This is a genomic window from Actinoplanes cyaneus (genome assembly GCF_016862095.1).
Taxonomy (GTDB): Bacteria; Actinomycetota; Actinomycetes; order Mycobacteriales; family Micromonosporaceae; genus Actinoplanes; species Actinoplanes cyaneus.
This window is the reverse complement of sequence record NZ_BOMH01000036.1, coordinates 253,842-279,533: the sequence shown is the minus strand read 5'-3', so window position 1 is coordinate 279,533 and position 25,692 is coordinate 253,842. Positions and strand designations below refer to the sequence as shown.

At 71.2% G+C, this 25,692-nt stretch carries 22 protein-coding genes; 16 read left to right on the top strand and 6 right to left on the bottom strand.

The window, feature by feature from the left end:
- Window positions 1–32: 32 nt before the first annotated feature.
- Window positions 33–824: a helix-turn-helix transcriptional regulator gene (locus Acy02nite_RS23675; RefSeq protein ID WP_203744019.1), complete on the bottom strand. Its 792-nt coding sequence runs from the start codon at window positions 822–824 to the stop codon at window positions 33–35.
- Between the two features lie 117 nt (window positions 825–941).
- On the opposite strand from Acy02nite_RS23675, the gene Acy02nite_RS23670 reads away from it, so the two are divergent.
- The 9 genes from Acy02nite_RS23670 to Acy02nite_RS23630 all read left to right on the top strand — a co-directional run bounded on the left by Acy02nite_RS23670 (window position 942) and on the right by Acy02nite_RS23630 (window position 9,315).
- Window positions 942–2,198: a serine hydrolase domain-containing protein gene (locus Acy02nite_RS23670; RefSeq protein ID WP_239175124.1), complete on the top strand. Its 1,257-nt coding sequence runs from the start codon at window positions 942–944 to the stop codon at window positions 2,196–2,198.
- Between the two features lie 41 nt (window positions 2,199–2,239).
- Window positions 2,240–3,043 carry a MerR family transcriptional regulator gene (locus Acy02nite_RS23665; protein ID WP_203744015.1) on the top strand — a complete coding sequence of 268 codons (804 nt, stop codon included), beginning with the start codon at window positions 2,240–2,242 and terminating at the stop codon, window positions 3,041–3,043.
- Window positions 3,044–3,188: 145 nt separating this feature from the next.
- A complete protein-coding gene (locus tag Acy02nite_RS23660; RefSeq protein WP_203744013.1) occupies window positions 3,189–4,337 on the top strand; it encodes a sensor histidine kinase in 1,149 nt (382 codons plus the stop codon).
- The gene (locus tag Acy02nite_RS23655; RefSeq protein ID WP_203744011.1) at window positions 4,321–4,980 is read left to right on the top strand and encodes a response regulator; all 660 of its coding nucleotides are present in this window, start codon (window positions 4,321–4,323) and stop codon (window positions 4,978–4,980) included. The genes Acy02nite_RS23660 and Acy02nite_RS23655 overlap by 17 nt, the downstream gene beginning before the upstream one ends.
- Window positions 4,981–5,127: 147 nt before the next feature.
- Window positions 5,128–5,622: a hypothetical protein gene (locus tag Acy02nite_RS23650; protein WP_203744009.1), complete on the top strand. Its 495-nt coding sequence runs from the start codon at window positions 5,128–5,130 to the stop codon at window positions 5,620–5,622.
- 199 nt (window positions 5,623–5,821) lie between these two features.
- A complete protein-coding gene (locus tag Acy02nite_RS23645; protein WP_203744007.1) occupies window positions 5,822–7,090 on the top strand; it encodes a helix-turn-helix domain-containing protein in 1,269 nt (422 codons plus the stop codon).
- 110 nt (window positions 7,091–7,200) lie between these two features.
- On the top strand, window positions 7,201–7,662 hold the full coding sequence (locus tag Acy02nite_RS23640) for a RidA family protein (protein WP_203744005.1): 462 nt from the start codon (window positions 7,201–7,203) through the stop codon (window positions 7,660–7,662).
- A gap of 62 nt (window positions 7,663–7,724) precedes the next feature.
- Window positions 7,725–8,429, top strand: a complete 705-nt coding sequence (locus Acy02nite_RS23635; RefSeq protein ID WP_203744003.1) for an alpha/beta fold hydrolase — start codon at window positions 7,725–7,727, stop codon at window positions 8,427–8,429.
- A 76-nt stretch (window positions 8,430–8,505) separates the two neighbouring features.
- Window positions 8,506–9,315: an alpha/beta fold hydrolase gene (locus Acy02nite_RS23630; protein WP_203743994.1), complete on the top strand. Its 810-nt coding sequence runs from the start codon at window positions 8,506–8,508 to the stop codon at window positions 9,313–9,315.
- A gap of 58 nt (window positions 9,316–9,373) precedes the next feature.
- Here Acy02nite_RS23630 and Acy02nite_RS23625 read toward each other — a convergent pair whose 3' ends face one another.
- A complete protein-coding gene (locus Acy02nite_RS23625) occupies window positions 9,374–10,627 on the bottom strand; it encodes a PP2C family protein-serine/threonine phosphatase (RefSeq protein ID WP_203743992.1) in 1,254 nt (417 codons plus the stop codon).
- A 185-nt stretch (window positions 10,628–10,812) separates the two neighbouring features.
- Here Acy02nite_RS23625 and Acy02nite_RS46645 point away from each other — a divergent pair, with 185 nt between their 5' ends.
- A complete protein-coding gene (locus Acy02nite_RS46645) occupies window positions 10,813–11,571 on the top strand; it encodes a GAF domain-containing protein (protein WP_239175123.1) in 759 nt (252 codons plus the stop codon).
- A complete protein-coding gene (locus Acy02nite_RS46640; protein ID WP_239175122.1) occupies window positions 11,550–12,044 on the top strand; it encodes a sensor histidine kinase in 495 nt (164 codons plus the stop codon). Before Acy02nite_RS46645 ends, Acy02nite_RS46640 begins: the two co-directional genes overlap by 22 nt.
- 199 nt (window positions 12,045–12,243) lie before the next feature.
- Here the strand turns inward: Acy02nite_RS46640 and Acy02nite_RS23615 are convergent, their stop codons facing one another.
- Window positions 12,244–13,623 (bottom strand): M20/M25/M40 family metallo-hydrolase, encoded by a 1,380-nt coding sequence (locus tag Acy02nite_RS23615; RefSeq protein ID WP_203743990.1) that lies wholly within the window; start codon window positions 13,621–13,623, stop codon window positions 12,244–12,246.
- Between the two features lie 212 nt (window positions 13,624–13,835).
- Here Acy02nite_RS23615 and Acy02nite_RS23610 point away from each other — a divergent pair, with 212 nt between their 5' ends.
- Entirely contained in the window at window positions 13,836–14,390 is a 555-nt protein-coding gene (locus Acy02nite_RS23610) for a nuclear transport factor 2 family protein (protein WP_203743988.1), read from the top strand.
- A 25-nt stretch (window positions 14,391–14,415) separates the two neighbouring features.
- Here Acy02nite_RS23610 and Acy02nite_RS23605 read toward each other — a convergent pair whose 3' ends face one another.
- A complete protein-coding gene (locus Acy02nite_RS23605) occupies window positions 14,416–15,006 on the bottom strand; it encodes a TetR/AcrR family transcriptional regulator (RefSeq protein WP_203743986.1) in 591 nt (196 codons plus the stop codon).
- A 255-nt stretch (window positions 15,007–15,261) separates the two neighbouring features.
- Between Acy02nite_RS23605 and Acy02nite_RS23600 the strand changes: the two genes are divergently transcribed.
- The 3 genes from Acy02nite_RS23600 (at window position 15,262) to Acy02nite_RS23590 (ending at window position 20,858) form a co-directional block, all read left to right on the top strand.
- The gene (locus Acy02nite_RS23600) at window positions 15,262–16,863 is read left to right on the top strand and encodes a tannase/feruloyl esterase family alpha/beta hydrolase (RefSeq protein ID WP_203743984.1); all 1,602 of its coding nucleotides are present in this window, start codon (window positions 15,262–15,264) and stop codon (window positions 16,861–16,863) included.
- Window positions 16,864–17,086: 223 nt separating this feature from the next.
- Entirely contained in the window at window positions 17,087–17,929 is an 843-nt protein-coding gene (locus Acy02nite_RS23595) for an oxidoreductase (protein WP_203743982.1), read from the top strand.
- A 187-nt stretch (window positions 17,930–18,116) separates the two neighbouring features.
- Window positions 18,117–20,858, top strand: a complete 2,742-nt coding sequence (locus Acy02nite_RS23590; RefSeq protein WP_203743980.1) for a helix-turn-helix transcriptional regulator — start codon at window positions 18,117–18,119, stop codon at window positions 20,856–20,858.
- A 65-nt stretch (window positions 20,859–20,923) separates the two neighbouring features.
- Here the strand turns inward: Acy02nite_RS23590 and Acy02nite_RS23585 are convergent, their stop codons facing one another.
- Window positions 20,924–21,376, bottom strand: a complete 453-nt coding sequence (locus Acy02nite_RS23585) for an SRPBCC family protein (protein ID WP_203743978.1) — start codon at window positions 21,374–21,376, stop codon at window positions 20,924–20,926.
- A gap of 110 nt (window positions 21,377–21,486) precedes the next feature.
- The gene (locus Acy02nite_RS23580) at window positions 21,487–24,213 is read right to left on the bottom strand and encodes an ATP-binding protein (RefSeq protein ID WP_239175120.1); all 2,727 of its coding nucleotides are present in this window, start codon (window positions 24,211–24,213) and stop codon (window positions 21,487–21,489) included.
- A gap of 307 nt (window positions 24,214–24,520) precedes the next feature.
- Here Acy02nite_RS23580 and Acy02nite_RS23575 point away from each other — a divergent pair, with 307 nt between their 5' ends.
- Window positions 24,521–25,543, top strand: a complete 1,023-nt coding sequence (locus Acy02nite_RS23575) for an alpha/beta fold hydrolase (protein ID WP_239175119.1) — start codon at window positions 24,521–24,523, stop codon at window positions 25,541–25,543.
- Window positions 25,544–25,692: the final 149 nt, after the last annotated feature.

Sequence of the window (25,692 nt, the reverse complement as noted above, 5' to 3'; positions counted from 1 at the left end):
CACAGCGGGAGACAGCAGCCGTACGGCGCTGACTACGCCGTGATCAGGGGACGCAGATCCTTGCCGTCACGGGGAGTGAAGATCAGCATCCGCTGCCTACGGTCGTGGCTGAAGACGACCTCACAGTCGAGGTCCACCCGGCCCACGGCCGGATGGGTCAGCGAGGTGGTCTCCTGCCGGCAGAGCCGCACGTCGTGGTTCTCCCACAGCTCGCGGAACTCGGCACTTCCCGCCCGCAGAGCCGAGATCAGGCAGTTGGCCTCGGTGGGATCGGGCTCCAGGTCCGCGGCCGCCCGGACACTGGCGGCGAAGGTCGCGCTCTGGGCGGCGTGCACGTCAGCGGGATAGTAGGCGCGTTCCTCAGGCAGCATGAACCACCGGAAGTAGCCGCTGCGGGCCAGGCCCGTGTAACGCGTCAGGTCGCCGAACAGTTCCCGGCACAGCCGGTTCTGCACCAGGGTGTGCGCCAGATTCGAGATGATCATCGCCGGGTTCTCGTCGAGCGCGTTCAGCACCCGGCGCAGCCCCGGATCCACGTCGTCGAACTCCAGCGCCTGCTGGGGCGGGTTGTGACCGATCAGGTGGTACAGGTGGTCACGTTCGTCGGTGTTCAGCTCCAGCGCCTGGGAGAGCGCCGACGCCACCTCGGGTGACGGTCGCGGCCCGCGCCGCTGCTCCAGCCGGGTGTAGTAGTCGATGGAGATGTAGGCGCGCTCGGCGACATCCTCGCGGCGCAATCCCTGCGTCCGGCGAGCCGTGCTCCGGGCGGGGACGAGCGCGGCACGACGGTTCCGCAGGAAGTCGGCCAGCTCGTCGCGTTTCACCAGGCGATCTTAAGCCCTCGCCGGGGCGGCACCGCGCCGCCAGGGATCGTCGATCCCTGGTCCGGCCATGTTCCCCGTGTCACCGTTCGATGTCTCGTGAGAATGGGGAGAAGTCGAGTGGTTCTGAAAGTGCACGTGCCGTCCAGCATGATCCACGGCGAGGTGGCGGAGGGTTACGGGCCGGTGGCCGACGCGTTCCGGCGCAACTTCGCGCAGGGGCGCGAGATCGGTGCCGCCTGTGCGGTCTATCGCGACGGCCGCCAAGTGGTCGATCTCTGGGGTGGCTTCCGCGACGGTCTGGCACGCGAGCCGTGGGAACGCGACACGATGGTGCCGGTCTTCTCGACGACCAAAGGCGTGTCGTCGACGGCTGTCGCGCTGCTGCACTCCCGCGGGCTGCTGGACTACGACCGGCCCGTGGCGGCCTACTGGCCCGAGTTCGCGGCCGCGGGTAAAGCGGACATCACCGTACGCCAGTTGCTGTCTCACCAGGCGGGCCTGGCGGCGGTCGATCGTCCGCTGGAGCTGCGTGACCTGACAGGTTCCCCGGCTCTGGCCGCGGCGCTCGCGGAGCAGCGGCCGGCGTGGACGCCGGGCGAGCGTCACGGCTACCACGGGCAGACGCTGGGCTGGTACGAGAGCGAGCTGGTCAGCCGCGTCGACCCGCAGGGCCGCCACCTCGGGCGGTTCTTCGCCGACGAGGTGGCCGCGCCGCTCGGTCTCGACTTCCACATCGGCCTGCCGGAGGGCACCGATCGCCGCCGGATCGCCCGGATGCACGGCTTCCGGACCTGGGAGATGATGCTGCACATCAGGTCGATGCCGCCGGCCTTCGCGCTGGCGTTTGCCAACCCGCGGAGCCTGAGCGCCCGCGCCTTCCAGAATCCGCGGGTGCTCGGCGTCCCGGACAACATCAACCGGCCCGACGTGCAGGCCGCCGAGATCCCCGCCGTCAACGGCATCGGGCAGGTGCGCTCGATCGCCAGGCTCTACGGCGAAGCCGCGACCGGTGGCGCCGGCCTGGGACTCGGCCGCTCGACGCTCGACGCGCTCGAAAGCCCGGCGGAAACCCCGTCGCGAGGCCTCTTCGACCAGGTCCTGCGGCTGCCGACCCAGTACTCGCTGGGGTATGTGAAGCCGTTCCCGGCGTTCCGGTTCGGCTCCACCTCGGGTACGGCGTACGGCACGATGGGGCTGGGCGGCTCGTTCGCCTTCGCCGACCCGGACACCGGCACGGGATTCGCCTACGCCATGAACCGGACCGGCTTCCACCTGTGGGACGACCCGCGCGAGGTGGCCCTGCGCGACGCGCTGTTCAGCACCGTTCTCGGTGAGATGCCGCAACGGCCCGACACCGGCCGGCGGCGAGGCTAGGCACTTGACCTTGTGGCCGCTGCAAGGGGCACGCTGATCCCATGCTGTCGATCAAAGACTTCAGCGAGATGGCTCACCTGTCCGCGCAGACGCTGCGGTACTACCACGCCGAAGGGCTGCTCGTCCCGGCCCGGGTCGACGAGCAGACCGGCTACCGTTCGTACACCTTCGACCAGGTGGAGAAGGCCATGCTGATCACCGTCCTGCGGCAGGCGGGACTGGGCGTCAAGCAGGTCAGGCGGGCGCTCGGCGAACCCGGCGTCGCCGCCGCGCTGCTGGCCGAGCACACCGATCGGGTACGGCGGGAACGTGCGGAACAGGACGAGGCGCTCCGGACCGCCCGGGACCTGCTGGAAACGCGGCCGGAGCCGTGCTTGCGTCACGTCCCGGCCATGACCGTGGTGTCGAAACCGGCGCCGGTCATCCGCGGGGACGACCAGCAGGGGTGGGACCTGAACGAGACGGTCCTGGAGGCCGCGACGCAAGACCTGGTCAGGACGGTGGAGTCGTACGGCGCGGTGCCGGCGGGCACGCCCTGGCGGACGCTTGCGCCCGGGTCCGCGTACGCCGGGAAGGGGCCTTTCTGGCTGGTGCGGGTCGCGGTTCGCGCGGATGCGGCGACGCTGGCAGCCCTGCAGCCGGTCGCCGAGGTGCGGGAGCTCGACGCCGGCGAGGAACTGTCGATCACCATGCCGGGTCGCCACTCGATGGCGAAGTACTGCACGGCGATCGGCAGACTGCTCGTCCATCCGTTGGAGAACGCGTTTCTGGACATCGGGCGGTTGCGTCACCTGGTCCGCGAGGACGGCGTCGAGTTCAGCGCGCCGATCCGCCGTGCCGGTTGACGCGGGCCGGGCAGCCGTTGCCGGCGTGCCGTTCGGCACAGTGCTGAGCCTGCCGGGCGGCGAAATCGGATACTGCGTGCTCGTGGGACTCTTCGCGTTCACCGGCACGCTCCCTCGGGCCCTGGCTCGCCGGGAGGTGTGAGGAATGGAGACCGGGGCGGGCACGATCCGGGCGTTCTGGGCGCGTCATCGCCGGCTGGGCACGGCCCTCATCGTGGCGTTCTGCTTCCTGACCGGGCTCGGCACCGACGTGCTGCTGCGAGGCCCCGGCCAGAGCGACTGGTGGCATCTGACCGTCGACGCCGTGGTGGCGGTCTCGCTGATCTGGCGACGGTCCTGGCCGTGGGGCGTGCTGGCGGTGACGGTCGCCGGTGACGCCCTGACCGACGGGATGCTGGTCGCGGCGTTCGCGGTGGCGATGTACTCGCTGGCCGCCAACCGCACGTTGAACGAGGCGACGGCCGGCACCCTCGGCTCTCTCGCCGTGCTCGGGGCCGAGACGGTCCACCGGTCCGGCCGCGACGGTCTGGGCACCTTCATCTTCTTCTACGGCGTCACCGTGGTGGCCTCGGTGCTGATCGGCGCGACCGTCGCCACCCGCCGCCGGTACGTGCAGGCGCTGCTCGACCGGGCCGCCCGGCTCGCCCGGGAGAAGGAGCAGGAGGGGCTGCTGGCCGCCGCCCGGGAACGCGCCCGGATCGCTCACGACCTGCACGACATCGTCGCCCACAACCTGACCGTCATGGTCCGGCTGGCCGACGGCGCGACCGCGGTCGCCGACGCCGACCCGCAGCGCTCGCGCAAGGCCGTGGAACGCGCCGCCGAGCTGGGCCGGGAGGCGATGAAGGACATGCGCCGGCTGCTGGGCGTCCTGCACGACGGCAGCCCGGACGTCCCCGGTGACCTGGAGACCCTGATCGAGACGTTCCGGATCGCCGGCCTGCCGGTCACCCTGCGAGGCCGGGGGCCGGAGCCCGCGTCGCCGGGCCTGCAACGAGTGGTGTTCCGCATCGTTCAGGAGGCGCTGACCAACGCCTTGCGCTACGCCGAGCACCCGACCGAGGTCCTCGCCGAGCTCGACTACAGCAGCGATCCGATCCGGATCGCGATCGTCGACGACGGCCGCGGCACCGCACCGGCGCCGTCGGTGGGCAGCGAGCAAGGCTTGATCGCGCTGCGCGAACGAGCCGCTCTCTACGGCGGCACCGTCGAAGCCGGCCCTCAGCCGGTCGGCTGGGCCGTCCGGGTCAGCATCCCGCACCAGACCGAGGACCTCGATGAGCTCGACGAATGAGATCACCCTGCTGCTCGTGGACGACCAGGAGCTGCTCCGTGAAGGCATGGCCATGGTCCTCGGCTCCGCACCCGGCCTGCGCATCGTCGGTGAGGCGGGCGACGGCCGGGCCGGCGCGCTGCTGGCCCGCGACCTGCGCCCCGACGTCGTCCTGATGGACGTCCGCATGCCGATCATGGACGGCATCGAGGCCACCCGCGACATCGTCGCCCACTGCCCCGCAACCCGCGTGCTCATCCTGACCACCTTCGACCTCGACGAGTACGCCTTGACCGGCCTCCGCGCGGGGGCGAGCGGTTTCCTGCTCAAGGACGTCCCGTCGGCCGAGCTCGTCAAGGCCGTCCGGACGGTCGCCGGCGGGGAGGCGGTCGTCTCGCCCCGGATCACCCGAACCCTGCTCGACCACTACCAGGTCAGCCGCGTTCCCGCGGTGACCGGCACGAACCTGCTCGACGAGCTGACCGGCCGGGAACGTGAAGTCCTCGTCGCCATCGGCCGGGGACTCTCCAATCCGGAGATCGCCGGAGAGCTGTTCCTGTCCGAGTCGACGGTCAAGACCCATGTCGGGCGGGTCCTCGCCAAGCTCGGTGCCCGCGACCGCGTCCAAGCGGTGATCTGGGCCCACACCCACGGCCTGGTCTGACCGCGACCCGACTGGTACCGCGGTACCACAACGCAATGGGCACCACGGTCGGATGACCGGGACATCCGGCGGCCGTAGCGTCGATCTCGCGATCCGGGCGGCAGGCCCAGCGCACCACTCCGCACCTCGGACAGGAAGTTGGACCCGATGAGCACTCCCGCCGACGCTCCGGCGAAGTTCCGGCTCAGCCCCGTACTGACCTGGGGGATAGTCGCCGTCACCGGGCTGATCACGGCCTTCGTGCTGTGGGTCGGCTGGCCGGCCGAGGCCGCCGAACTGCCGGTCGGCTCCAGCCGGGTGGAGGTCCACTTCATCGAGGACGACCTGACCACCCCGGCAGCCCCCGGTGAGAAGTCCGGATGGTTCGGCGGCCTCTCGACGCCGTGCGACTTCGACTCCTGGTACGTCGAGTCGGCCGGCTCGGCCATGTGCGTCACCATCGGCGAGCGGGCCGGAACCGTCACCGTCACCAGGGACGGCACAGGGGTCGCCCTGCCCGCCGACGCGCAGGCGGCGATCACCGCGTGGGCCGCTGCGGCGGGTGGCACGCAGCCGCCGAAGAGGGCGCTGCTCATGCTCGGCGGTGAACCGGTCGGCATCGTCGCCGTCGCCGCTCCCGGCACCGCCACCGTCGCCGGCTGACCTCTCCCGTCCTGCGGCACGGCGTTCCGATGACCAGCAGGTATGTCGGCATGTGCCGGCTGCCAGGGATTGTCCGTCCCTGGCGGGCCGGTGCTGCCCGTGTCAGCGTTCACCGTCGCGTGGACGAGAGGATTCGCAGTGTTGCTCAGATTGCCGGTGATCGATGGAACTGCCCGGCGAGGAACGGCCCACCCGATCGATGAGTGACACCTTCGGTCGCCGGCTGCGGGAACAGCGGCACACGGCCGGGCTGACGATGGAACAACTCGCGGAACGATCGGGCGTCAGTGCTCGCGCGATCAGCGACATGGAACGCGAGCGCAGCGTCGCGCCGCAGCGGCGGACCGTTCAGGCGCTGGCCGAGGCACTGGCACTACCCGAGGCCGAGCAACCGGCTTTCCTCGCCGCTGCCAGGGCCGGCCGGCCGAGGGCCGTCGCCACCACCACCGTGGCGGCCGGCGGCTGCGCGCTGCCGCGTCCGGTGCCCGACTTCACCGGCCGTGGCCGGGAGTTGGCGCAGCTGACCCAGGTCGCGACGGCTGCCGGGCCGGCGGCGACGGCCGCGCCGGTGGTGACGGTCTCCGGAACAGCCGGGGTCGGCAAGACGACGCTGGCCGTGCAGGCGGCTCACCTGCTCGGCACGACGTTCACCGGCGGGACGCTCTTCGTCGATCTGCGGGGAATGGACGCCCGCCCGTCAGCCGCCGCGGAAACGCTTGCCCGGCTGCTGAGCGCGCTGGGCGTCCAGGACGACGAGATCCCGGCGGACGAGCGGGACCGGGCCGGGATGTACCGAGGGTTGCTGCACCACCGGCGGGCGCTGGTGGTGCTGGACAACGTCGCGGACGAGTCGCAGGTCCGGCCGCTGCTGCCCGGTCCCGGGCCATCGCTGACCGTCATCACGAGCCGCCGGCTGCTCGCCGGGCTGGAGGGTGTCCACCGGCTCAATCTCACGCAGTTGCCCGCGGAGGAAGCGGCGACGTTGCTGCGGCGCATCATCGGCGACCGGGAACCCGACGCGGCCGGCGAGGTGACCGAGCTGTGTGGACGTCTTCCTCTCGCGCTGCGCATCGCCGGCAACCGGCTGATGAGCCGGCCGCAGTGGACAGTGCGGCATCTGGCCGATCGGCTGTCCGACGAGGGCCGGCGTCTGGACCAGCTCATCGCCGGGGACCTGCGGATCGCCGCTGCCTTCAGCCTCTCGTACACCCAGCTGTCCCCGCAGGCCCGCCGGCTGTTCCGGCGCTTGTCGCTCGCGTCCGTTCCGGACTTCGACGCGCGGCTCGCGGGATCCCTGGATCCGGCGGACCCGGACGGCATCGAGGACGCCCTCGACGAACTCGTCGAGCTGAGCCTCCTGCAAGCCCACGTCGACGGCCGGTACCGCTTCCACAACCTGATCCGCCTGTTCGCCAGGGAACGGCTCGCCGAGGAAGAACCGGCAGCCGGGCGCGACCGGCCCGCATAGGCAGAAGCACTTCTGCATGCGGTCCCGCCTGTTCCGCGGCGCCCCGGCCGGGTGGGATCAACTACGGGCGCCGCAGGAGCCGCCCGCCGCGACACGAGAGGGCGCACACCATGGGGATCTGGAACGACCGGCTCATCCAGCTGGGCATCACGCTGCCGCACGTCGCGGCACCGGTCGGCGGCTACGCGCCGGCGATCCGCTCGGGCAACTACGTCTACACCTCCGGCCAGCTGCCCTTCGTCGGCGGGACGCTGCCGGTCACCGGCAAGGTCGGCGACAACGTCGACGTCGCCCAGGCAGCCGACCTGGCACGGACCGCCGCGCTGAACGCTCTCGCGGCAGTGGACGCTCTGGTCGGCATCGACGCGGTGGTCCGCGTCGTCAAGGTGACCGGCTTCGTCGCCTCACTGCCGTCCTTCACCGGCCAGGCCCAGGTCCTCAACGGCGCCTCCACGTTCCTGCACGACGTCTTCGGCCCGGCGGGGATCCATGCCCGCTCCGCCGTCGGCCTGACGGTGCTGCCCCTGGACAGCCCGGTCGAGGTCGAGCTCCAAGTGGAGATCACCTCCTGACCGCCTCGCCAGGCCGCCGGCGTGCTGTCCACCGTTCTGCCCACCCACGGAAAGGCCCTGTCATGAAACCCACCATCGTCCTCGTCCACGGCGCGTTCGCCGAGTCCGCCAGCTGGAACGAGGTGACCCAGCGGCTGCTCGCCGAGGGCCACCCGGTCGTCGCCGCGCCCAACCCGCTGCGCAGCGTGTCCGGCGACGCCGCCGTCGTCTCCAGCGTCCTGGCCACCATCGACGGACCGGTGGTGCTCGTCGGCCACTCCTACGGCGGGGCCGTGATGTCCAACGCCGCCGTCGGCCACGACCACGTCAAGGCGCTCGTGTTCGTCGCCGCCTTCGCCCCTGAGGCCGGCGAGAGCATCGGCGAGCTGTCCGGCAAGTTCCCCGGCGGGACCCTCGGCGAGACCCTCAAGGAGGTGCCGCTCCCGGACGGGACCGTCGACCTGTACATCCGGCAGGACCGGTACCACCAGCAGTTCATCGCCGACGTCCCGGCCGAGCGGGCCGCCCTCGACGCCGTCGCCCAGCGCCCGCTGAACACCACTGCGCTCAACGAGGGGTCCGGCGAGCCGGCCTGGAAGACCGTGCCGTCCTGGTTCGTGTACCCGGAGCTGGACTACAACATCCCGCTCGAGGCGCACCGCTTCATGGCCGAGCGCGCCGGCGCCCGCGCCCGTGTGGAGCTGCCCGGTGCCTCGCACGCCATCCCCGCCTCGGAGCCCGCCGCGGTGGCCGGAGTCATCCTCCAGGCCGCTGCCGCGATCGTCTGACGTCCTCCGGTGCGGCGCCGGCCGGGGGGCGGCGTCGCACCGGGCCCATCCTCGTATCCGAAGAGAGAAGAGAACCATGCGAGTCCGCATCTCCACAGTGGTGGCCCTTGCCGCCGCAGTCGTCGTCACGGCCACCGCGTCAGTCTCGGGTTCCGCCGCTGCCGTCGCCGGCTCGAAGACCAAGACCAAACCGACCATCGTGCTCGTGCACGGCGCCTTCGCCGACTCCGCGAGCTGGTCCGGTGTGATCGAACAGCTCCAGCGGCGCGGCTACCCGGTCGTCGCCGCCGCCAACCCGCTGCGGGGGCTCAGCTCGGACGCCGCCTACGTGCGGAACGTCATCAACTCCGTACCGGGTCCGATCGTGCTGGCCGGCCACTCGTACGGCGGTGCCGTGATGACCAACGCCGCTGCCGGCGACCCGGACGTCAAGGCGCTCGTCTACATCGCGGCCTTCGCGCCCGACAAGGGTGAGAGCGCACTCGAGCTGTCGAACAAGTTCCCCGGCAGCACCCTCGGCGACACCCTCGCGCCGGTGCCGCTCGGTGACGGCACCAACGACCTCTACATCCGGCAGGACCTGTTCCGGCAGCAGTTCGCCGCCGACGTGCCCAAGCGGCAGGCCACGTTGATGGCCGTCACGCAGCGCCCGGTCCGCGACGCGGCGCTCAGCGAGGGCTCCGGGGAGCCCGCGTGGAAGAAGACTCCCTCGTGGTTCCTCATCGCCGGCGCCGACCGCAACATCCCGGTCGCGGCGCAGCGCTGGATGGCCGAGCGAGCCGGCTCCCGGGCAACAATCGAGATCCGCAAGGCGTCGCACGCCGTCGGTGTGTCGAACCCGGGCCCGGTCACGGACCTGATCGTCCGCGCCGCGACGGCACGGTGAGGTGACACCAGGGCCCGGCGGACGCCCTGCCGCTCGGTGCGGCGGGCGTCCTGCCGGGTCATGGCGTCAGCTCGGCGGCGGTGTCGACGGACCATTCGGCAAGCAGCAGGGTGGCGTCGTCGGCGGGCGGCCCGTCCAGGTGCGAGAGCACGGCATGGGACAGCCGGCGCAGGGTCTCCGGCGCGGACCGGCCCGCGAGGGTGTGCCTGGCGGCCAGGTCGAGCAGTCTCGGCTCGCCGAACAGTTTGCCGCCGGTGTCGCGGGCCTCGGTGACCCCGTCGGTGTAGGCCAGGATCCGGTCGCCGGGCTGGAGCATCACCTCGCCGATGGTGAGCTGCGGATCGTCCAGCCCCAGAGGCAGGCGCCGGCCGGCGTCCAGGCGGGCGGCGACCTTGCCGTCGCGCAGGATCACCGGTGGGTGATGTCCGGCGTTGATGTAACGCACGCGGCCGGTATCCAGGTCCAACTCCATGAGCACAGCGGTGCAGAACCGGCCGTCGGTGAACTGTTCGGCGAACGCGCCGTCGACGGCCCGGGCCATCTGGTACAGGCCGTCGCCGTCGATACGGGCGGCGCGCATCGCCGATAGCGCGGCGGCGGTGCCCATGCCCGCGCGCAGACCGTGGCCGGTGGTGTCGCAGATGGCCAGGAACGCGGTGTTCGCGTCCACGGCGTAGTCGAAGCCGTCGCCGCCGGCGGTGTAGCACGGCTCGAAGATCGCCGACACGATGAACCGCTCGCAGGCGTACGTCAGGGGCGGCAGCAAACGCCACAGCAACTCGGACGCGGCTGACATCCGCCGGGTGCGCCGGGTCCGGTCCAGGTGCGGGCCGTACTGGAGTTTGATGGCCACGAGGTGACCGAGCAGGACGGCGAGCATGTCGCACTGCGCCTGGAACTCGGGCGTGTCCACGACCGCGTTGTCCTGCGCGTCGATGCGCAGGACGCCGAGGCGCTCGGAGCCGTCGAGCAGCGGCATCCACAGCGGTGACCCGCCCGCCCCGGACGGCCCGGTGGCCCGCGCCGCAGTGGTCATGAAGGCGCGGCCGGCGAGGGTGGCGTCCACCGGCAGTGGGCCGCCGACGTCCTTGCCCGGCTCGGGCACCGGGTGCAGGAGTCGCTGCTCGTAGTCGATCAGGTAGACGGTGATGTCGATGCCCAGTCGCGCCGTGGAAGCGTTGACCGCCGTGGCTATCTGGTCCGGTTGCGCCAGCCGGGTGCGGCCCAGCAGGTCGACGATCGCCTCCCGCCACGGCCACGCCCGCGGGTCATGAGCCGGCCTTGCCAGGTCGTCAGCGGTGCTCTCGGACATCAGTGCTCTCGGACATCAGTGATCCCAGACGCTGGAGCGGGAAACGGCGCAGATGGCGATACCTCCATCAGAGCTTAGGCTTCCGGCGGCGATACAGCGCGGGTTGAGTCTTCCGCACGGCCGGTCTTGATCCGTACTTACCGGTTCGGGCCACCGTGAACAGCCGCGGACGCGACACTGGGAAGATGGGCTCCCGTGCCGAACCGGACCGCGGTGTCCTGATCAGCGGGCCGACGCCGGCCGAAGCCGACGCGCCGGTCATGGAGATGACGCACGGCGGCCTGTCCCGCGTGGCGGCCGACCGGCTCGCCGCGCTGACCGTGTGCGGGGCCCGGGCAGCCTCGGCGGTGATCCACCTGGCCGAGGGCCGCCACATGCGCCTGATCGGTGGCTACAACCTGGCGGCGGGCTTCGAGCCGATGCAGCAGGTGCCGACGTCGTCCACCCTGGCGGGCCTGGTGCTGCGTACCGGCTTTCCCCTGGTCATCGACGACGTGGAAGCCGACGACCGGGTTCCGGCCGACGCGCCGGCACGGGCCGTGGGCATCCGCTCGTACGCCGGATTCCCCGTCCGTGACCCGGCCGGCGCCATCGTCGGGGTCTGCGCCGTCATGGACTACCGGACCCGCCACTGGCAGCCCGATGAACTGACCGCCGTCGACAACGGCGCGCAGGCGTGCACCGCGTTCGTCGCCGAGCAACGCGCCCGCGAGGCCGAACACCGGCAGCGACGCTATCTGGACACGATGCTGGACAGCCTCGACACCGGGGTCGCCGCCTGTGCCGCCGACGGCTGCCTCGCACTGGTCAACCGCTCCCTGCGCGAGCGTCTCGGCATGCCGTCGGAGGTCACCGATCTGGACAAGTGGGCGAACTGGCTCCCCATCACCACCCCGGACGGCACCCGGTGGACCGCGCCCAGATGCCCCTGCGGCGAGCGCTGAACGGCACCGAGGTCCGCGGCACCGAATACGCGCTGCAGACCCGGGAGGGCCAGCGCCTGGTGCGGGTCAACGCCCATCCGATCACCGACCAGCACGGCAGCCGCCTCGGTGCCGTCGCCGTCTTCCACGACATCACCGAAGCCCGTCAGGCCGAACACCTGCAGCAGATGCTCAGCCGTGCCAAGGACGAGTACCTCAACCTCGTCGGCCATGAGCTCCGCACCCCGGTCACCGACACCGGCTTCGGCATACCGGAACACGAACGGCCACACGTGTTCGACCGCTTCCACCGCGGCGCCATCGCGACGGAGCTCGCCATTCCCGGCGCGGGCCTCGGACTCGCCATCGCGAAACTCATCACCGACCGCCACCACGGCACCATCACGATCAACCCACCCGGCAACCGGCCCGGCACGACGATGCACGTCGAACTACCCCGCGATCTGCCCACCGGCAGCGAACGCCGGCGGTAAGAGGCTCGCTGTCGACGTCCTCGCCAGGCGCGCCGGCAGCGGCCGGCGAGGACGGCTACGCCGCCCTGTGCACGCGAGCCGCGGAGGCCGGGGCCGCTGAGCGCCACAGCGGCCGCCGGGCTGCGGGAACAGCTGTGACCGCGAACTCCCGGCCGGTCACGGGCGTACCCGAACCGCTGCCCTCCCCGCCGGAACGGGGTCAGGCTGACGCGAGCCGGTCCCAGAACGCGGCCAGGGTGGCGGCTCCGGCGAGCAGCACGTCGACGGAGACCCGTTCGTTGCTGTCGTGCCAGTGGTCCTCGGGCAGGCCCGTGCCGAAGTACACCACCGGCGCGCCGATGCGCTCGGTGAGCCACACCGCCGGGCCGCCTCCGGCGTTGCCCATCCGGCCCGCGGGACGCCCGAAACCCTCCTCCATGGCCTCCGCCAGGGCGGCGACCGCGGGAAGGTCCTCCGGTGTCCGGTACGGGTCCTGGGCTTCCTCCGGGGACACGGTGAGCCGGTGCCCGAACCGATCACCGACCGTGTCGGCGACCCACCGCCGCAACTGCTCGGCGATCTCGGCGCCGGTCTGTTCGCAGACGTACCGGATGCTCAGATCTGCGGTGGCGAGCGACGGCACCGCCGCCCGCGAGGGCCCGATCGGGTCGCCGCTGATCACGCTGGTCACCTCGATCGCCGGCCGGGTCCACAGACGTTCCAGGACCGTGTAGCCGGCCTCGCCACCCACGCTGCGGGTCAGCGTCCGCTCCAGCCAATCGGCGTCGCTGTACGGCAGCGCGGCCAGGTCGTCACGGAACCGCTGGGACGGCTCCACCACGCTGTCGTAGAAACCGGGCACCGTGATCCGGCCCTTGTCGTCGTGCAGCTGGGCGAGCAGCCGGCTCATCTCGAGGATCGGGTTGGGCGCCGGCCCGGACACCGCTCCGCTGTGCACGTCCTGCAACGGCCCCATGATCTCCAGCTGCGCCAGCATGGTGCCGCGCATGCTCACGCACACCGCCGGATGGTCGGCACGCCACATCAGCGTGTCGGAGAAGACGATCAGATCGGCGCCGACCCGGTCGCGGTTCTCCTCCAGAAGCTGCCGCAGGTGCGCCGACCCGGTCTCCTCCTCGCCCTCCACCAGCACCTTCAGGTTCACCGCGGGATTCTCCCGGCCGGTGGCGGCCAGGTGGGCCCGGATACCCCACACGTGGGCGAGAGCCTGTCCCTTGGCATCCGACGCGCCACGCCCGTAGAGGTACCCGTCACGCAGCTTCGGCTCGAACGGCGCGGTCTCGTCCCACTCCTCGTCCTTCGCTGCCCGTACGTCGTGATGGCTGTAGATCAGAACCGTGGGAGCGTCCGGATCGGCGCACCATTCGGCGAACACCGCCGGCCCGTCCTCGGTGTCCCACACCTCCACCGACGGGAAACCCGTCTCTCGCAGGGCCGCTGCCAGCCAGTTCGCCGACCGCCGCAGGTCGATCGCATGCTCCGGGACTCCGGCGACGGACGGTATCCGGACCCACTCCGCCAGCTCGGCGGTCATGGCATCCCGGTGCTCGGCCAGGAACTCCCGAACGTTCGTGGTCACTGGTGATCCCCCATCCGCCCCGCCTGGGGCCACTGCGACTGCGGATCGGCGGCTGCTCGCCGTCCGGACAGCGGCTACCCACGAACGGAGTCGTCATGCCGGAGGAGTTCGACTGCCCTTGACGGTGCCCCAGGCGGCGCCTAATCTAACGGCGTTAGAAGATCTAACGGCGTTAAACGCGAAGCCGCGTCGACTCAGCAAAGGGGACTCACATGCGTACGCGAATCGTCGTTTCCGGTCTCGGTGCCGCAGTGGCCACAGCGGCACTTCTCGCCGGCACAACGCCCACCTCGGCCGCGTCACCGAGGGAGCAGGCCGGGACGCAGGGAGTCGTCGAGAATGCGCAGCAGAGCCGGAAGAGCGATCGGGTGCCGACGATCGGGCGGCGCTGGGCCGCCGCGTGGGAGACCACCGACACCCGCGATCTCGCCCGCCTGTACACCAAGGACGCCGTCTACACCGACCGCGCTCTCGACCTGGTGTTCCAGGGTCGCGAAGGGGTCACGGAGTGGGAGACCGGGTCCCATCAGCTCATCACCGATTTCGGCTTCGACGTGACAGGCGGATTCGGCGGGCGTGACGAGGTGGTGGTCGAGGGCGTCTTCAGCGGCCACATCGTCGGTGCGCCTCGCCCGTTCGCGGTGCCGGCCGTGACCGTGCTCCGGCTGCGCGGCAACCTGATCCGGTCGAGCAGCGACTACTACAACCGGGGCGAGATCCTGAGTGACTCCGGCCTGCCCGCGGACTGGACCCCCACCGGCAAGTGAGGACGTCAGAACCGAGGCTGGATCTTCACAGGTCAGTCCGCCAGCCGCGGAGCAACGTGCGCAGCGCCTGCTGGGCGAGCCGGCCGGCGCGCTCATTGCCGATGGTGTCGAGGTAGCCGAGCGAGGCTATGCCGTACAACGTGCCCCAGACGATGTCGCAGGCCTCCTCGACATCCGCCAGGACCACGTCGTGGGCGGCCGACCAGGCCGTCAGCAGTTCTTCCAGGACCGCGATGGCGGCGGCCGCCGCCCGCCGGCGGTCTTCCGCGTCGACGGCAGGGCCGTTCATGACCTGATACAGGTGCGGGTGCTCGCCGGCGAACCGGACATACTCCAACGCGAGCTGCATCATGCGCCGATCGATGTCGGGCTCTTGGGCGGTCTGCTCGAGCTCGGCCAGCATCATGCGATACCCGTGGGCGGCCAACTCCAGGACGAGCGCGTCCTTGTTGGCGAAATGCTGGTAGACGATGGGCGCGGCGTACTCGACGTCGGTGGCGATGCGCCGGATCGTCAGCGCCGAGATGCCCTCGCTCTCCAGGACGCGCAACCCGGCTTCGATGATCCGTTCACGCGTGCTCGCACGTTCACGGGCCCGTCGGGTGCCGGTCGACACAGCTGCCACCTCGCTCCAAGCATGTTTCCGGCGCCGACCCGCGGCGCCGTCACGGCACCGCCACCCTAACAACGTTAGGGCTCGGTCTCGGCGTCGTGCGGTTCCTCCGTGCCCGGACACCTCTGCCCACCACGACGCGCGCTCGTACCTCCGTACCGTGCGAAGCGTGAGCGGATCACCCAGGGCGGACCAGGGGCATCGGCACGTGGGTTTCCCTGGCTCCCGGCCCGTGTCCTGGCTGTGAGAGTCCTGGACATGAAACGACGACTGCTTCTGATCGCCGCCGCGATCGTTCCGCTGTCCGGCGCCGCCCTGGCACCGATGGCCGCGAACGCCGTCAGCGACCTGACCACTTCCAGCGCCAGCAGCGCCAAGGCCTCCTGCTCCACCTTGCCCGTGGCCGCGCCGCCGGGTGCCGCAGTCGAGTCGGTGACCGTCGTTGCCAACCCGGGCGGCACCGTCACCCTTCCGGACCAGTCCACGATCACCGCCGTACCGGCCTGGTGCGACGTCACCGTCACCCTGACTCACCCGGGTGCCGGCGACCACGTACAGGTGAAGGTGTCGTTGCCCGGCGACACTACGAAGTGGTCCGGCAGGCTGCAGGCTCTGGGCGGCTCCGCCTATCAGGCCGGCAACCTCAACGGCGGGGACACTGTCACGGCCGTCAAGAACGGATACGTCGCCACCGTCACCGACGCCGGGGTGAGCCAGAACCCGGCCGACACCACCTGGGCGATCAAGAACGACGGATCGCTGAACGAAGGCCTGCTCACCGACTTCGCCTCGCGGTCGTTGCACGACATGACCGTGGTGGCGAAGAACGTGACGAAGACGTTCTACGGCAAGGCGGCCACCTACTCCTACTGGAACGGCTGCTCCACCGGCGGGCGCCAGGGTTACCTGGAGGCGCAGAAGTACCCGGACGACTACGACGGCATCCTGGCCAACGCACCCGCGGTCAACTGGGACCGGTTCGCCGTCGCCACCATCTGGCCGGCGGTCGTGTTCAACGAACTGGACGTCGCGCCGAGCGCATGCGAGATCGGCGCGTTCAACACCGCCGTGGTGAAGGCCTGCGACACCCTCGACGGTGTCAAGGACGGCATCATCGACGACCCGCAGGACTGCACCTGGGACCCCCGCAAGCTGGTCGGCACCACCGTGGTCTGCGAGGGCAAGACGCTGACCATCTCCAAGGCGGAGGCCGAGGCAGTCCGCAAGATCTGGCAGGGGCCGGTCACCCGCAGCGGCAAGCAGCTCTGGTATGGGCCGAGCAAGGGCGCCGACATCGCGAGCTACCTGGCGAACCCGGCGCAGCCGTTCATCGTGGCCGACCTCTGGGTGAAGAACTTCGTCACTCGTAACCCCGCGCTGGACACCAAGAACCTGACCTACGGCGACTTCACGAAGCTGTTCGCCTCCTCCCGCAAGCAGTTCAACTCCGTCATCGGCACCGACGACGCCGACCTGCGGGCGTTCCGGAACTCCGGCGGCAAGCTGCTCACCTGGCAGGGCCAGAACGATCAGTTGGTGCCGACCCAGGGCACGGTCGACTACCGCAAGCGCGTGGAGCGGATGATGGGCGGCAACACCGAGGTCAACGACTTCTACCGGCTGTTCCTGCTGCCCGGCGTGGACCACTGCGCAGGCGGAACCGGCCCGCAGGCGGTGGACCCGCTCGGCGCGCTGGTGACCTGGGTGGAGAAGGGCCGGACACCGGCCACCCTTGCCACCGCGACGACGAACGCCGACGGCAAGGCCGTCACCCGTAACGCCTGCCCGTTCCCGCAGATGGCCCGTTACACCGGCCACGGCGACACGGCCTCGGCCGCCAGCTACCGCTGCATGCGCTGACGCTGCCTCTGTATCCGTCTCTGTAACTGAAAGGGGCCCCCATCCGGGGGCCCTTTTCCTGTTCCCGCGACGCGGTCAGCCAACCGCCGAGTTCACGGGGGGATCCGCGACACACCCCAGCAGGCGTGGCAGCCAGGGCCGCAACCAGTCGCTGCCCCTGGGGTCAGAACCGTCGCCTGCCGGAAGGCTGGGTCCACAGCTACCGACAGGGAGGACACCGCCAATGGACGAGCCCAGGGTTTGGCTGGTCACGGGAAGTTCAAGGGGGTTGGGGAGGGCCATCGCCGAAGCCGCTGCCTCCTCCGGCGCGAAGGTGATGGCCACCGCGCGCCAACCCGATCAGCTCGACGACTTGATGGCGGCGTACCCGGGTCGGGTCGAGACCGTCGCGCTGGACGTCACCAACCCGGCCGCTGCGTGCCGGGCGGTCCGGGCCGCCGTCGACGTTTTCGGCCGTCTCGACGTGGTCGTCAACAACGCGGGGTACGCCGACAGTGCCCCGATCGAAGAGATGTCCGAGGAGGACTTTCGCCGCCAGATCGAGGCGAACCTGTTCGGGGTGGTGAACGTGACCCGGGCGGCGCTGCCGGTGCTGCGCGCGCAGCGCTCCGGCGTGTTCGTGCAGATCTCGTCGATCGGCGGCCGGGTCGGCGGCACCCCGGGCATGGGCGCCTACCAGACGGCGAAGTTCGCCGTCGAGGGTTTCTCCGAGGTGCTCGCCGCCGAGACCGGCCCCTTCGGCGTCAAGGTGATCATCGTGGAGCCCGGCGCGTTCCGCACCGAATGGCAGGGCTCGTCGATGGTCCGGCACCCGGTCGGCCCGGACTACGAGGCCACGGTGGGCCGGATCCACCGGTTCCGCGCCGAGTCGCAGGGGGACCAGCCGGGCGATCCGGTCCGGGCGGCCGAGGCGATCGTCAAGGTGGCATCGCTGGATGACCCGCCACGCCGGCTGCCGCTCGGCTCCGACGCGCTGAGCACGGCCCTGACCGCCGGCGCTGCCCGCAACGCCGAAGCCGAGAGGTGGGCGGACCTGAGCCGCTCGACCGACTACCGAGCTTCCTGATCTCGTCGAAAAACGATCATGACCTGGAGCCGTACGGTCGTGATCCGGTCGCGCGACACCCTGGCGCTCTGCGCTGAGCCCGGCAGGTCACTGGTCTACACACGGGACCAGTCCCTGGGGTCCTTGTCGGCCTTCGCTCTTCCGTTCGACGATGAACCGGTTAAGAGCAGGAAACAGGGGGCAGGACATGTTGCGGGGCCGAGACAGCGAGCGAGCGGTTCTCACCGGTCTGGTGGAGGCGTCCCGTGGCGGCCAGAGCGGTGCACTGGTCCTGACGGGTGCGGCGGGCATGGGCAAGACGGCACTGCTGGACGAGGCGGTTGCCGCGGCTCGCGGGCTCCAGGTCGCCCGGGTCGCCGGGATCGAGTCGGAGCGGGAGTTGCCGTTCGCGGCGCTGCACCAGCTCTGCGGGCCGCTGCTCCCTCTCCTCGACCGGTTGCCGCTGCCGCAGCGCGACGCACTGAGAATCACCTTCGGCTTGCAGATGGGTGCCGCGCCCGAACCGTTCCTGGTCGGGCTCGCGGTGCTCAGCCTGCTCGCCGAGGCCGCCTCGGAACAGCCGCTGGTGTGCCTGATCGACGACGCGCAGTGGCTCGATCAGGCGTCGGCGCGGACGCTGGCCTTCGTGGCCCGCCGGTTGCTGGCGGAGTCCGTGGTCATGATCTTCGCCGTCCGGGAGCCGGCCGCGGAGACCGCGGGCATCCTGCGGACCTTGCCGGAGCTGCGGATCAGCGGGTTGCGTGACGCCGACGCCCGGGCTCTGCTCGCCGAGGTGGTGCGGTGGCCACTGGACGCCGACGTCCGGGAGGCCGTTCTGGCCGAGGCGCGGGGAAATCCGCTGGCCCTGCTGGAACTGCCGCAGACCTGGTCGCCGGTCACGCTGGCCGGTGGCTTCGGGCTGCCGCAGGGCCGCATCGAGGAGAGCTTCCTGCGCCGTGTCGACATCCTGCCGGCCGATGCCCGGATGTTGCTACTGCTCGCGGCCGCCGACCCGGTGGGCGACGCAGCCCTGCTGCAACGGGCCGCCGCTCTCCTCGAGCTCGGTCCGGAGGCCGGGGAACCGCTGCGCGCGGCCGGTCTGCTGCAGATCGGCTCGCGTGTGGTGTTCCGCCACACGCTGGTGCGATCCGCGGTCTACGGCGCGGCGTCGTCGGCCGACCGGCGCCAGGCGCATCAAGCCCTCGCCCTGGCCACCTCGCCGGAAACGGATCCCGACCGCCATGCGTGGCACCACGCGCACGCTACGGTCGGCGCGGACGAGTCGGTCGCGGTGAAACTCGAGGCGTCGGCTGGGCGCGCCCAGGCCCGGGGTGGCCTCGCCGCAGCCGCCGCGTTTCTGCGACGGGCGGCCGAGTTCAGTGCCGACCCGGCGCGCCGAGCGGATCGCGCACTGCTGGCGGCCCGGGCCACCTACCGCGCCGGGTCGCCCGACGCCGCGGCCGCGCTACTGGCCGGTGCCTCGGCCGGCCCGCCGGACACCCTGCGCGGCGCCCGCATCAGCCTCCTGCGCGCGGAGATGGCGTTCGCCTCCCCTGCCCGCAGCACCGAAGCGCCCGGGCTGCTACTCGACGCGGCCCAGCAGTTCGAGGGCATCGATGTCGTGCGAGCCCGCAGGACATACCTGGAGTCCTTTGCCGCAGCGGTTTTCGTCGGCCGGTTCGCCGGCGACACGGGATTGGCCGAGGTCGCTGCCGCCGCCGGCAAAGCTCCGCCCACCGAGGGCGCGGACGCGGCGCCAGACCTACTGCTCGACGGCTTGGCCCAGTTGTACACCGACGGATTCGGCGCCGGCGCCGGACTCGTCCGGCAGGCACTCGACAGCATTCGCGGCAATGCCACCGATCAGGACACGGTCCACCAGTTCTACGTCGTGTCACATGCCGCCCATACGGTGTGGGACGACGAGGCCTGGCAGGAACTGACCTCGCGGCATCTGCGGATCGCGCGGACCACCGGCGCGCTCAGCGGCCTGACCTTCATCCTCTACCAGCGGCTCGCCCTGCACCTCCACCAAGGTGAGATCTCACAGGCGGCCGCGCTCATCGATGAGGTCGACGCGGTGGGCGTGGCCACCGGCGACGGTCAGCCGCCCATCGCGGCGCTCGCTGTGGCCGCGTGGCGCGGTCAGGAAGCCGACGTGGCGCGGCTGCTGCCAGGTGTCACCGAGACGCTCACCGCCCGCGGGCAGGGTGCGGTGCTGACAGCGATGCACATGTTCGCGGCGGTGTTGCACAACGGGCTGGGTCACTACGCGCAGGCACACGCCGCAGCGGCCGACGCGACGTCATATCCGCCGGAAACCGGGTTCGCGAACTGGGCGCTGGTCGAGTTGGTCGAGGCGGCGGAACGAAGCGGTGACCGGGCGTCCGCCGCACAGGCTCTGGAGCGGCTCACCGCCCGCATCGGCCCGAGTGGCGGCGAATGGGGGCTCGGCATCGAAGCACGCTCGCGGGCCCTGGTCACCGACGGCGCAGCTGCCGAGCCGCTCTATCGCGAGGCCATCGATCGGCTCGGCCGGTGCCGCGGCGCGTTCATACTGGCCCGAACCCACCTGGTGTACGGGGAGTGGCTGCGCCGGGCCGGCCGGACCTCCGACGCGCGCGCTGCCTTGCGTACGGCGCACGAGATGTTCGTGTCCTTCGGTGCCGAGGCCTTCGCCGAGCGAGCCGGCCGGGAGCTGGCCGCGACCGGTGCTCCGGCCCGCTCCCGGGTACATGCGGCGCCGAGCGACCTGACCGCCCAGGAGCGGCAGATCGCCCGGCGCGCCCGCGACGGCCAGTCGAACGCGGAGATCGGCGCGGAGTTGTTCCTCAGCGGCCGCACCGTGGAGTGGCACCTGCGGAAGGTCTTCACCAAGCTCGGCATCAGCAACCGGCGGGAGCTGCGGACCGCGCTGCCGAAGAACGCCCTGGCGGAACTGTCCGGCTGAGCGCCGGGCTCGGCCGGCGGTACGGGCCTGGTCCTGCCACACCCACGCCGCGGGGCCGCGCCCGGCTAACGGGCGACGCGGTTGCGGGCCTCGACAGCCTTGACCGTGTTCTTCAGCGCCTTGGCCAGGACCCCTTTGCCGACGGTCCCGAGCAGCACACCGGTCAGGCGGCCCTTGAGGTTCTTGCCCTCCCGCACCACCACCACGTCCAGCACCGTGGTTCCGTCCGACTGCGGCGTCAGCGTGTAGGTGTGCCCCGACCTGCCGCCCCAGATGTTGGAGTCGGTGGTCGTCATCACGACCCGGCGGGCATCGGACCAGTCGTATCGCAGCCGCTCCCAGATGCCACCGGCGCCCTCGGTCACGTCGGCCCAGTCCGGGCCATGGCCATGGATCTTCAGATACTCGTCGGCGCTGTTGCCGAACAGCTGGGCGCGGCCCGGCCCGAAGTCGGTGAGCGCGGCGAGGAACTGCTCGGGCGTCGCGGTGGTCTTCTCGACGAAGTGGATCGTGGACATGTCGTGCTCCTCGGGCGATGTCGGGGGAACTTCCCACAGACTGCCCGGCCCGAGGACACCGGCGCGCCCGTGCCGGACCCTGGCAGTGCCCCGGCCCGGGCCCTGGTCGATCAGCGATCGCGGAGCGCGGCGGCCAGTTCGCGGCGCGAACCGATGCCGAGCTTGGTGAAGACCTTCCGCAGGTGCCACTCGACAGTGCGCGGACTCAGGAACAACGCCGACGCGATCTCCGGATTGGTCTGCCCGGCGATCGCCAACCTGACGATCGCGGCCTCCTGCCGGGTCAGTCGCTCACCCACGCCCGCGGGCCGTTTCGCGACCGCCTCGCCGGTGACCGCCAGCTCCCGTGCGGCCCGCTCGGCGAACACCGGGGCCCCCATCGTCGAGAACGTCTCGTACGCCGCCCGCAACTCGACGCGTGCCTCGGTACGCCGGTTGGCTCGCGCCAGCCACTCGCCGAAGAGCAGCCGTGCCCGGCAGCCGTGAGTGGCGGTCTCGACGGTGCCCAGGCGGTCGATGGCCTCACGGTAGCGTTCCTCAGCCTGCTCGGGCGGCCCCACGAGCGCGTCGGCGAGCGCCTGCACACCGAGCGCCGCGCGTGTCGGTGTGGCCGCGGTCCGCTCGGCGAGCCGATCCCGGGCCTCGACCGCCACCTCCGGCTCCCCCGCCCGCGCAGCCGCCTCGACCAACTCCCGCAGGCCCCAATTGCCGAGCGCCATCTCCGGGTAGGCGATCACTTCCTGCGCCGCGGCCATGGCGGCGCGGTGGTTGCCCAGCCCGTTCTGCAGCATCGCCAGGGCGTGGTGAGCCACCGAGTGCAGCCGGCCGTTGCCGTGCGCGGCCGCATCACTCAGCTTGGCCTCGATCACATGCATCGCCGCATGCTCGGGGCCGCGGTGCGCCTCCAGGAAGAGCCGGGACAACTGGTACGCCGAGCCGCCGGTGGCCTGCGTGACCGCGTCGATCTCGTCCATCAGGTCCGCCGCCTCAGCGAACCGGCCCGCGTCGACGAGGCTGTTCGCCCAGATGGCCAGCGCGCTGGGCAGCAGCGACAGCGCCCCGCTGTTCAGGGCGAAGCGCACCGCCTCCTGGTTCATCCGGAAGGCCAGGTCCAGCCGGAACACCTCATAGGCGACCGCTGCCGCCGGCCAGACCAGACCGGCGTCGCCGGCCGAGCCCATCGCGTCCAGTGCCCGGCACAGCAGCGGCACGGCCGCGGGCCGCCCGTCCAGGACCCAGGAGACGACGCCCGCCAGCAGCAGATCAGGGAACGTCTGCCCAGCCGGTGCGGAACTGCGTGCGGCCTCGGCGGCAACTCGCAGGGTGTCGTCACCGAAGCGGCCGGCATACATGGCCGCGCCCATCGTGGTGAGGAAGGTGTCCCGCGCGGCGACCGGGTCGAGCTTCTCCAGGCGGCGGGCCGCGGCGAGCAGCGCCGGCACGGACCCGCGGCCGGGATTGAGCACGTAGGCGACCTGCGCGCGCAGCCGCTCGGCGCGAGCCTGCCGCAGCGGGTCCAGCGGCCCGGTCTCGGCGGCCGCCAGCAGGTCCAGCACGCTGGCGTAGGACCCTGCTTCAACTCGGGCACTCGCCGCGGACACCAGCAGTTCACTCCGGCTGCCGGGATCCACAGTCAGCTCCGCGGCACGTTCGAGGAAGGCGGCCGACGCGGCCCAGCCGCCGCGGGACTGTGCTCGCTGCGCCGAGCCTTCCAGCTCTGCGGCGATCTCCTCGTCGGGGCCCAGTGCGGCGTGCGCGCGGTGCCACGCACGGCGGTCCGGGTCTCTGGTGTGGTCGGTCGCCTCGGCCAGCGCGGCGTGCACCGCGCGCAGCTCGGCCCCCTGACCGGAACGCCATGCGGCCGAGCGGACCAGCGGATGCGGGAACCGCACCCGCACACCGAATTCGATCAAACGCTCGTTCTCTGCGGCGACGGCCGCTTCCGGCCCCACTCCGAGCACTTTCAGAGCCCGCCACAGCAGGGGCACGTCGCCGACCGGTTCCACGGCTGCCGCCAGCAGCAGGGTGCGGGTCTGCTCCGGCAGCGCCGCGATACGCCGCTGGAAGCCTTCCTCGACCCGGCTCGCCAGTGGCGTCGTGATGTGCCCGCCGAACCCGAACGCCAGCTCGGCGGGCGACAGTCCGCGCGGCAGTTCCAGCAGCGCGAGCGGGTTGCCGCGCGTCTCGGCGACGATCCGGTCCCGGACGTGGGCGTCAACCGGACCGGGCAGCACGGCATCGAGCAGCGCCCGGGCGTCTGCGTCCGGCAGACCGGGCACCTGCATCTCCGGCAGACCGGCGAGAATCCGCTCGTCGCCGGGACTGCGGGCGGCGAAGACCAGTGCGACTGCCTCGACGCTCAGCCGGCGTGCCACGAAGGTCAGGATCGCCGTGGACATGGCGTCGGTCCACTGCACGTCGTCGACCACGCAGACCAGCGGTTGCCCGGCGGCGGCCTCGGCGAACAGGCCGAGCACCGCGAGTCCGATCAGCAGCGGCTCCGGAGCCCGCCCGGCGACCAGCCCGAACGCCGTGGCCAGCGCTTCACGCTGCGGCACGGGCAGCGCATCGAGGTGGTCCAGCAGGGGCGCGCAGAGCTGCTGCAACGTCGAGTACGCGATCTCCGACTCGGATTCGACCCCGGCCGCCGACAGCACCCGGGCGAAGCTCGCCCGCTCGGCGAGGTGGTCGAGCAGGGCGGTCTTGCCGCACCCCGCCTCCCCGCGCAGGACGAGCACCCGGCTCTGCCCATCGCGGACGTCACGCAGCAGGCGATCGAGGGTCTCCAGCTCCTGCCCACGTCCGCGCAGCTTGGAACGTCTGATGCCATCGGCCACCTGAGCCCTCCCCCGCAGGCAGATTACCCCGGGTGGTGCCGGCGACCAGGTCGAGACATGACCACGCTCGCAGGTGACCCGGCCGGCCGGGACCGACGCCACCCGCGCGAGATCAGCGCGCCAGGCATCCATCAGTGACGATGGCGCAGCCCACCCGAACCGGCCCCGCCGCAGGGCGGGGGCCCGTCTCACCGTCCACAGCCCAGGGCACTGGAGTGCCGGCCCAGTCGGTTTCCCTGGGGCCCCTGCACGACTGCCGTGCAAGCCTCAGGAAACAGACATCTCTGCAGTAGAAAGGCTGACCACCATGGTTACCGACCACCCAAGCCGCCGCCAGGTCCTGCTCGCCACAGGCACCGCCGCCATGGCCGCCGGCCTCGGCCCGCTCATCCCCGCGGGCCGGGCAGCGGCGGCAGCCACCGACGGGAGAAGACCCGCCTTCGGCCCGCTCCGGCAGATCGACACCGGCGTCCTCAACACCGGGTACGTGGAACTCGGCCCGGCCAGTGGCGCGCCCGTGATCCTGATGCACGGCTTCCCGTACGACATCCACAGCTACACCCAGGTCGCCCCGCTGCTCGCCGCCCGCGGGTACCGGGTGATCGTGCCGTACTTCCGAGGGCACGGCACCACCACCTTCCGATCGGCGTCCACGCCGCGCGACGCTGACCAGGCCGCCTTTGCCCTCGACATCCTCGGCCTGATGGATGCCCTCAAGATCCGTCGAGCGGTCCTGGCGGGATACGACTGGGGGTCGAGGACCGGCGACATCATCGCCGCGCTGTGGCCGGAGCGGGTCAAGGCACTCGTCTCGGTGACCGGCTACCTGATCACCAACCTGGCCTTCAACCGCAACCCGCAGCTGCCGTCGGCCGAGAACGCCTGGTGGTACCAGTACTACTTCGCCACCGAGCGTGGCGTGCGTGGACTACAGGAGTACGCGTACGAGATCGGCGAGTTCATCTGGAAGTTCAACTCACCGACCTGGAAGTACTCCCGCGCCGAATACGACCGGACCGCCGCGGCGTTCACCAATCCCGACTACGTGCCCATCGTGATCGGCAACTACCGGTGGCGGCAGAGCCTGCTGCCCGTCGAACCGCAGTACGCCGAGCTGGAGAGCCGGCTCCAAGCCGCTCCGAATATCACCGTGCCGACGATCACCATCGACGGCCGGTACGACCCGTTCACCCCGGCCGGCGACGGCAGCAGCTACCGCGCGCATTTCACCGGCAAGTACCGGCACCGCACCTTCGACGTGGGCCACAACGTGCCGCAGGAGGCACCACGCGAGTTCGCCCAGGCGGTCATCGACGCCGACCGGCTCTGACGGCCAACCGCGCTGACCCGCCCCCGGTTCCGAGCGGATCCGGGTCAGCGCGGCCTGGAAAAGGCCGTGACCCCTTTCTGCAGGTCACGGCCTTTATGAACTGGTGCCCCGGAAGCCTCGAACTTCTGAAGCAATACCTGTTCGCGAAG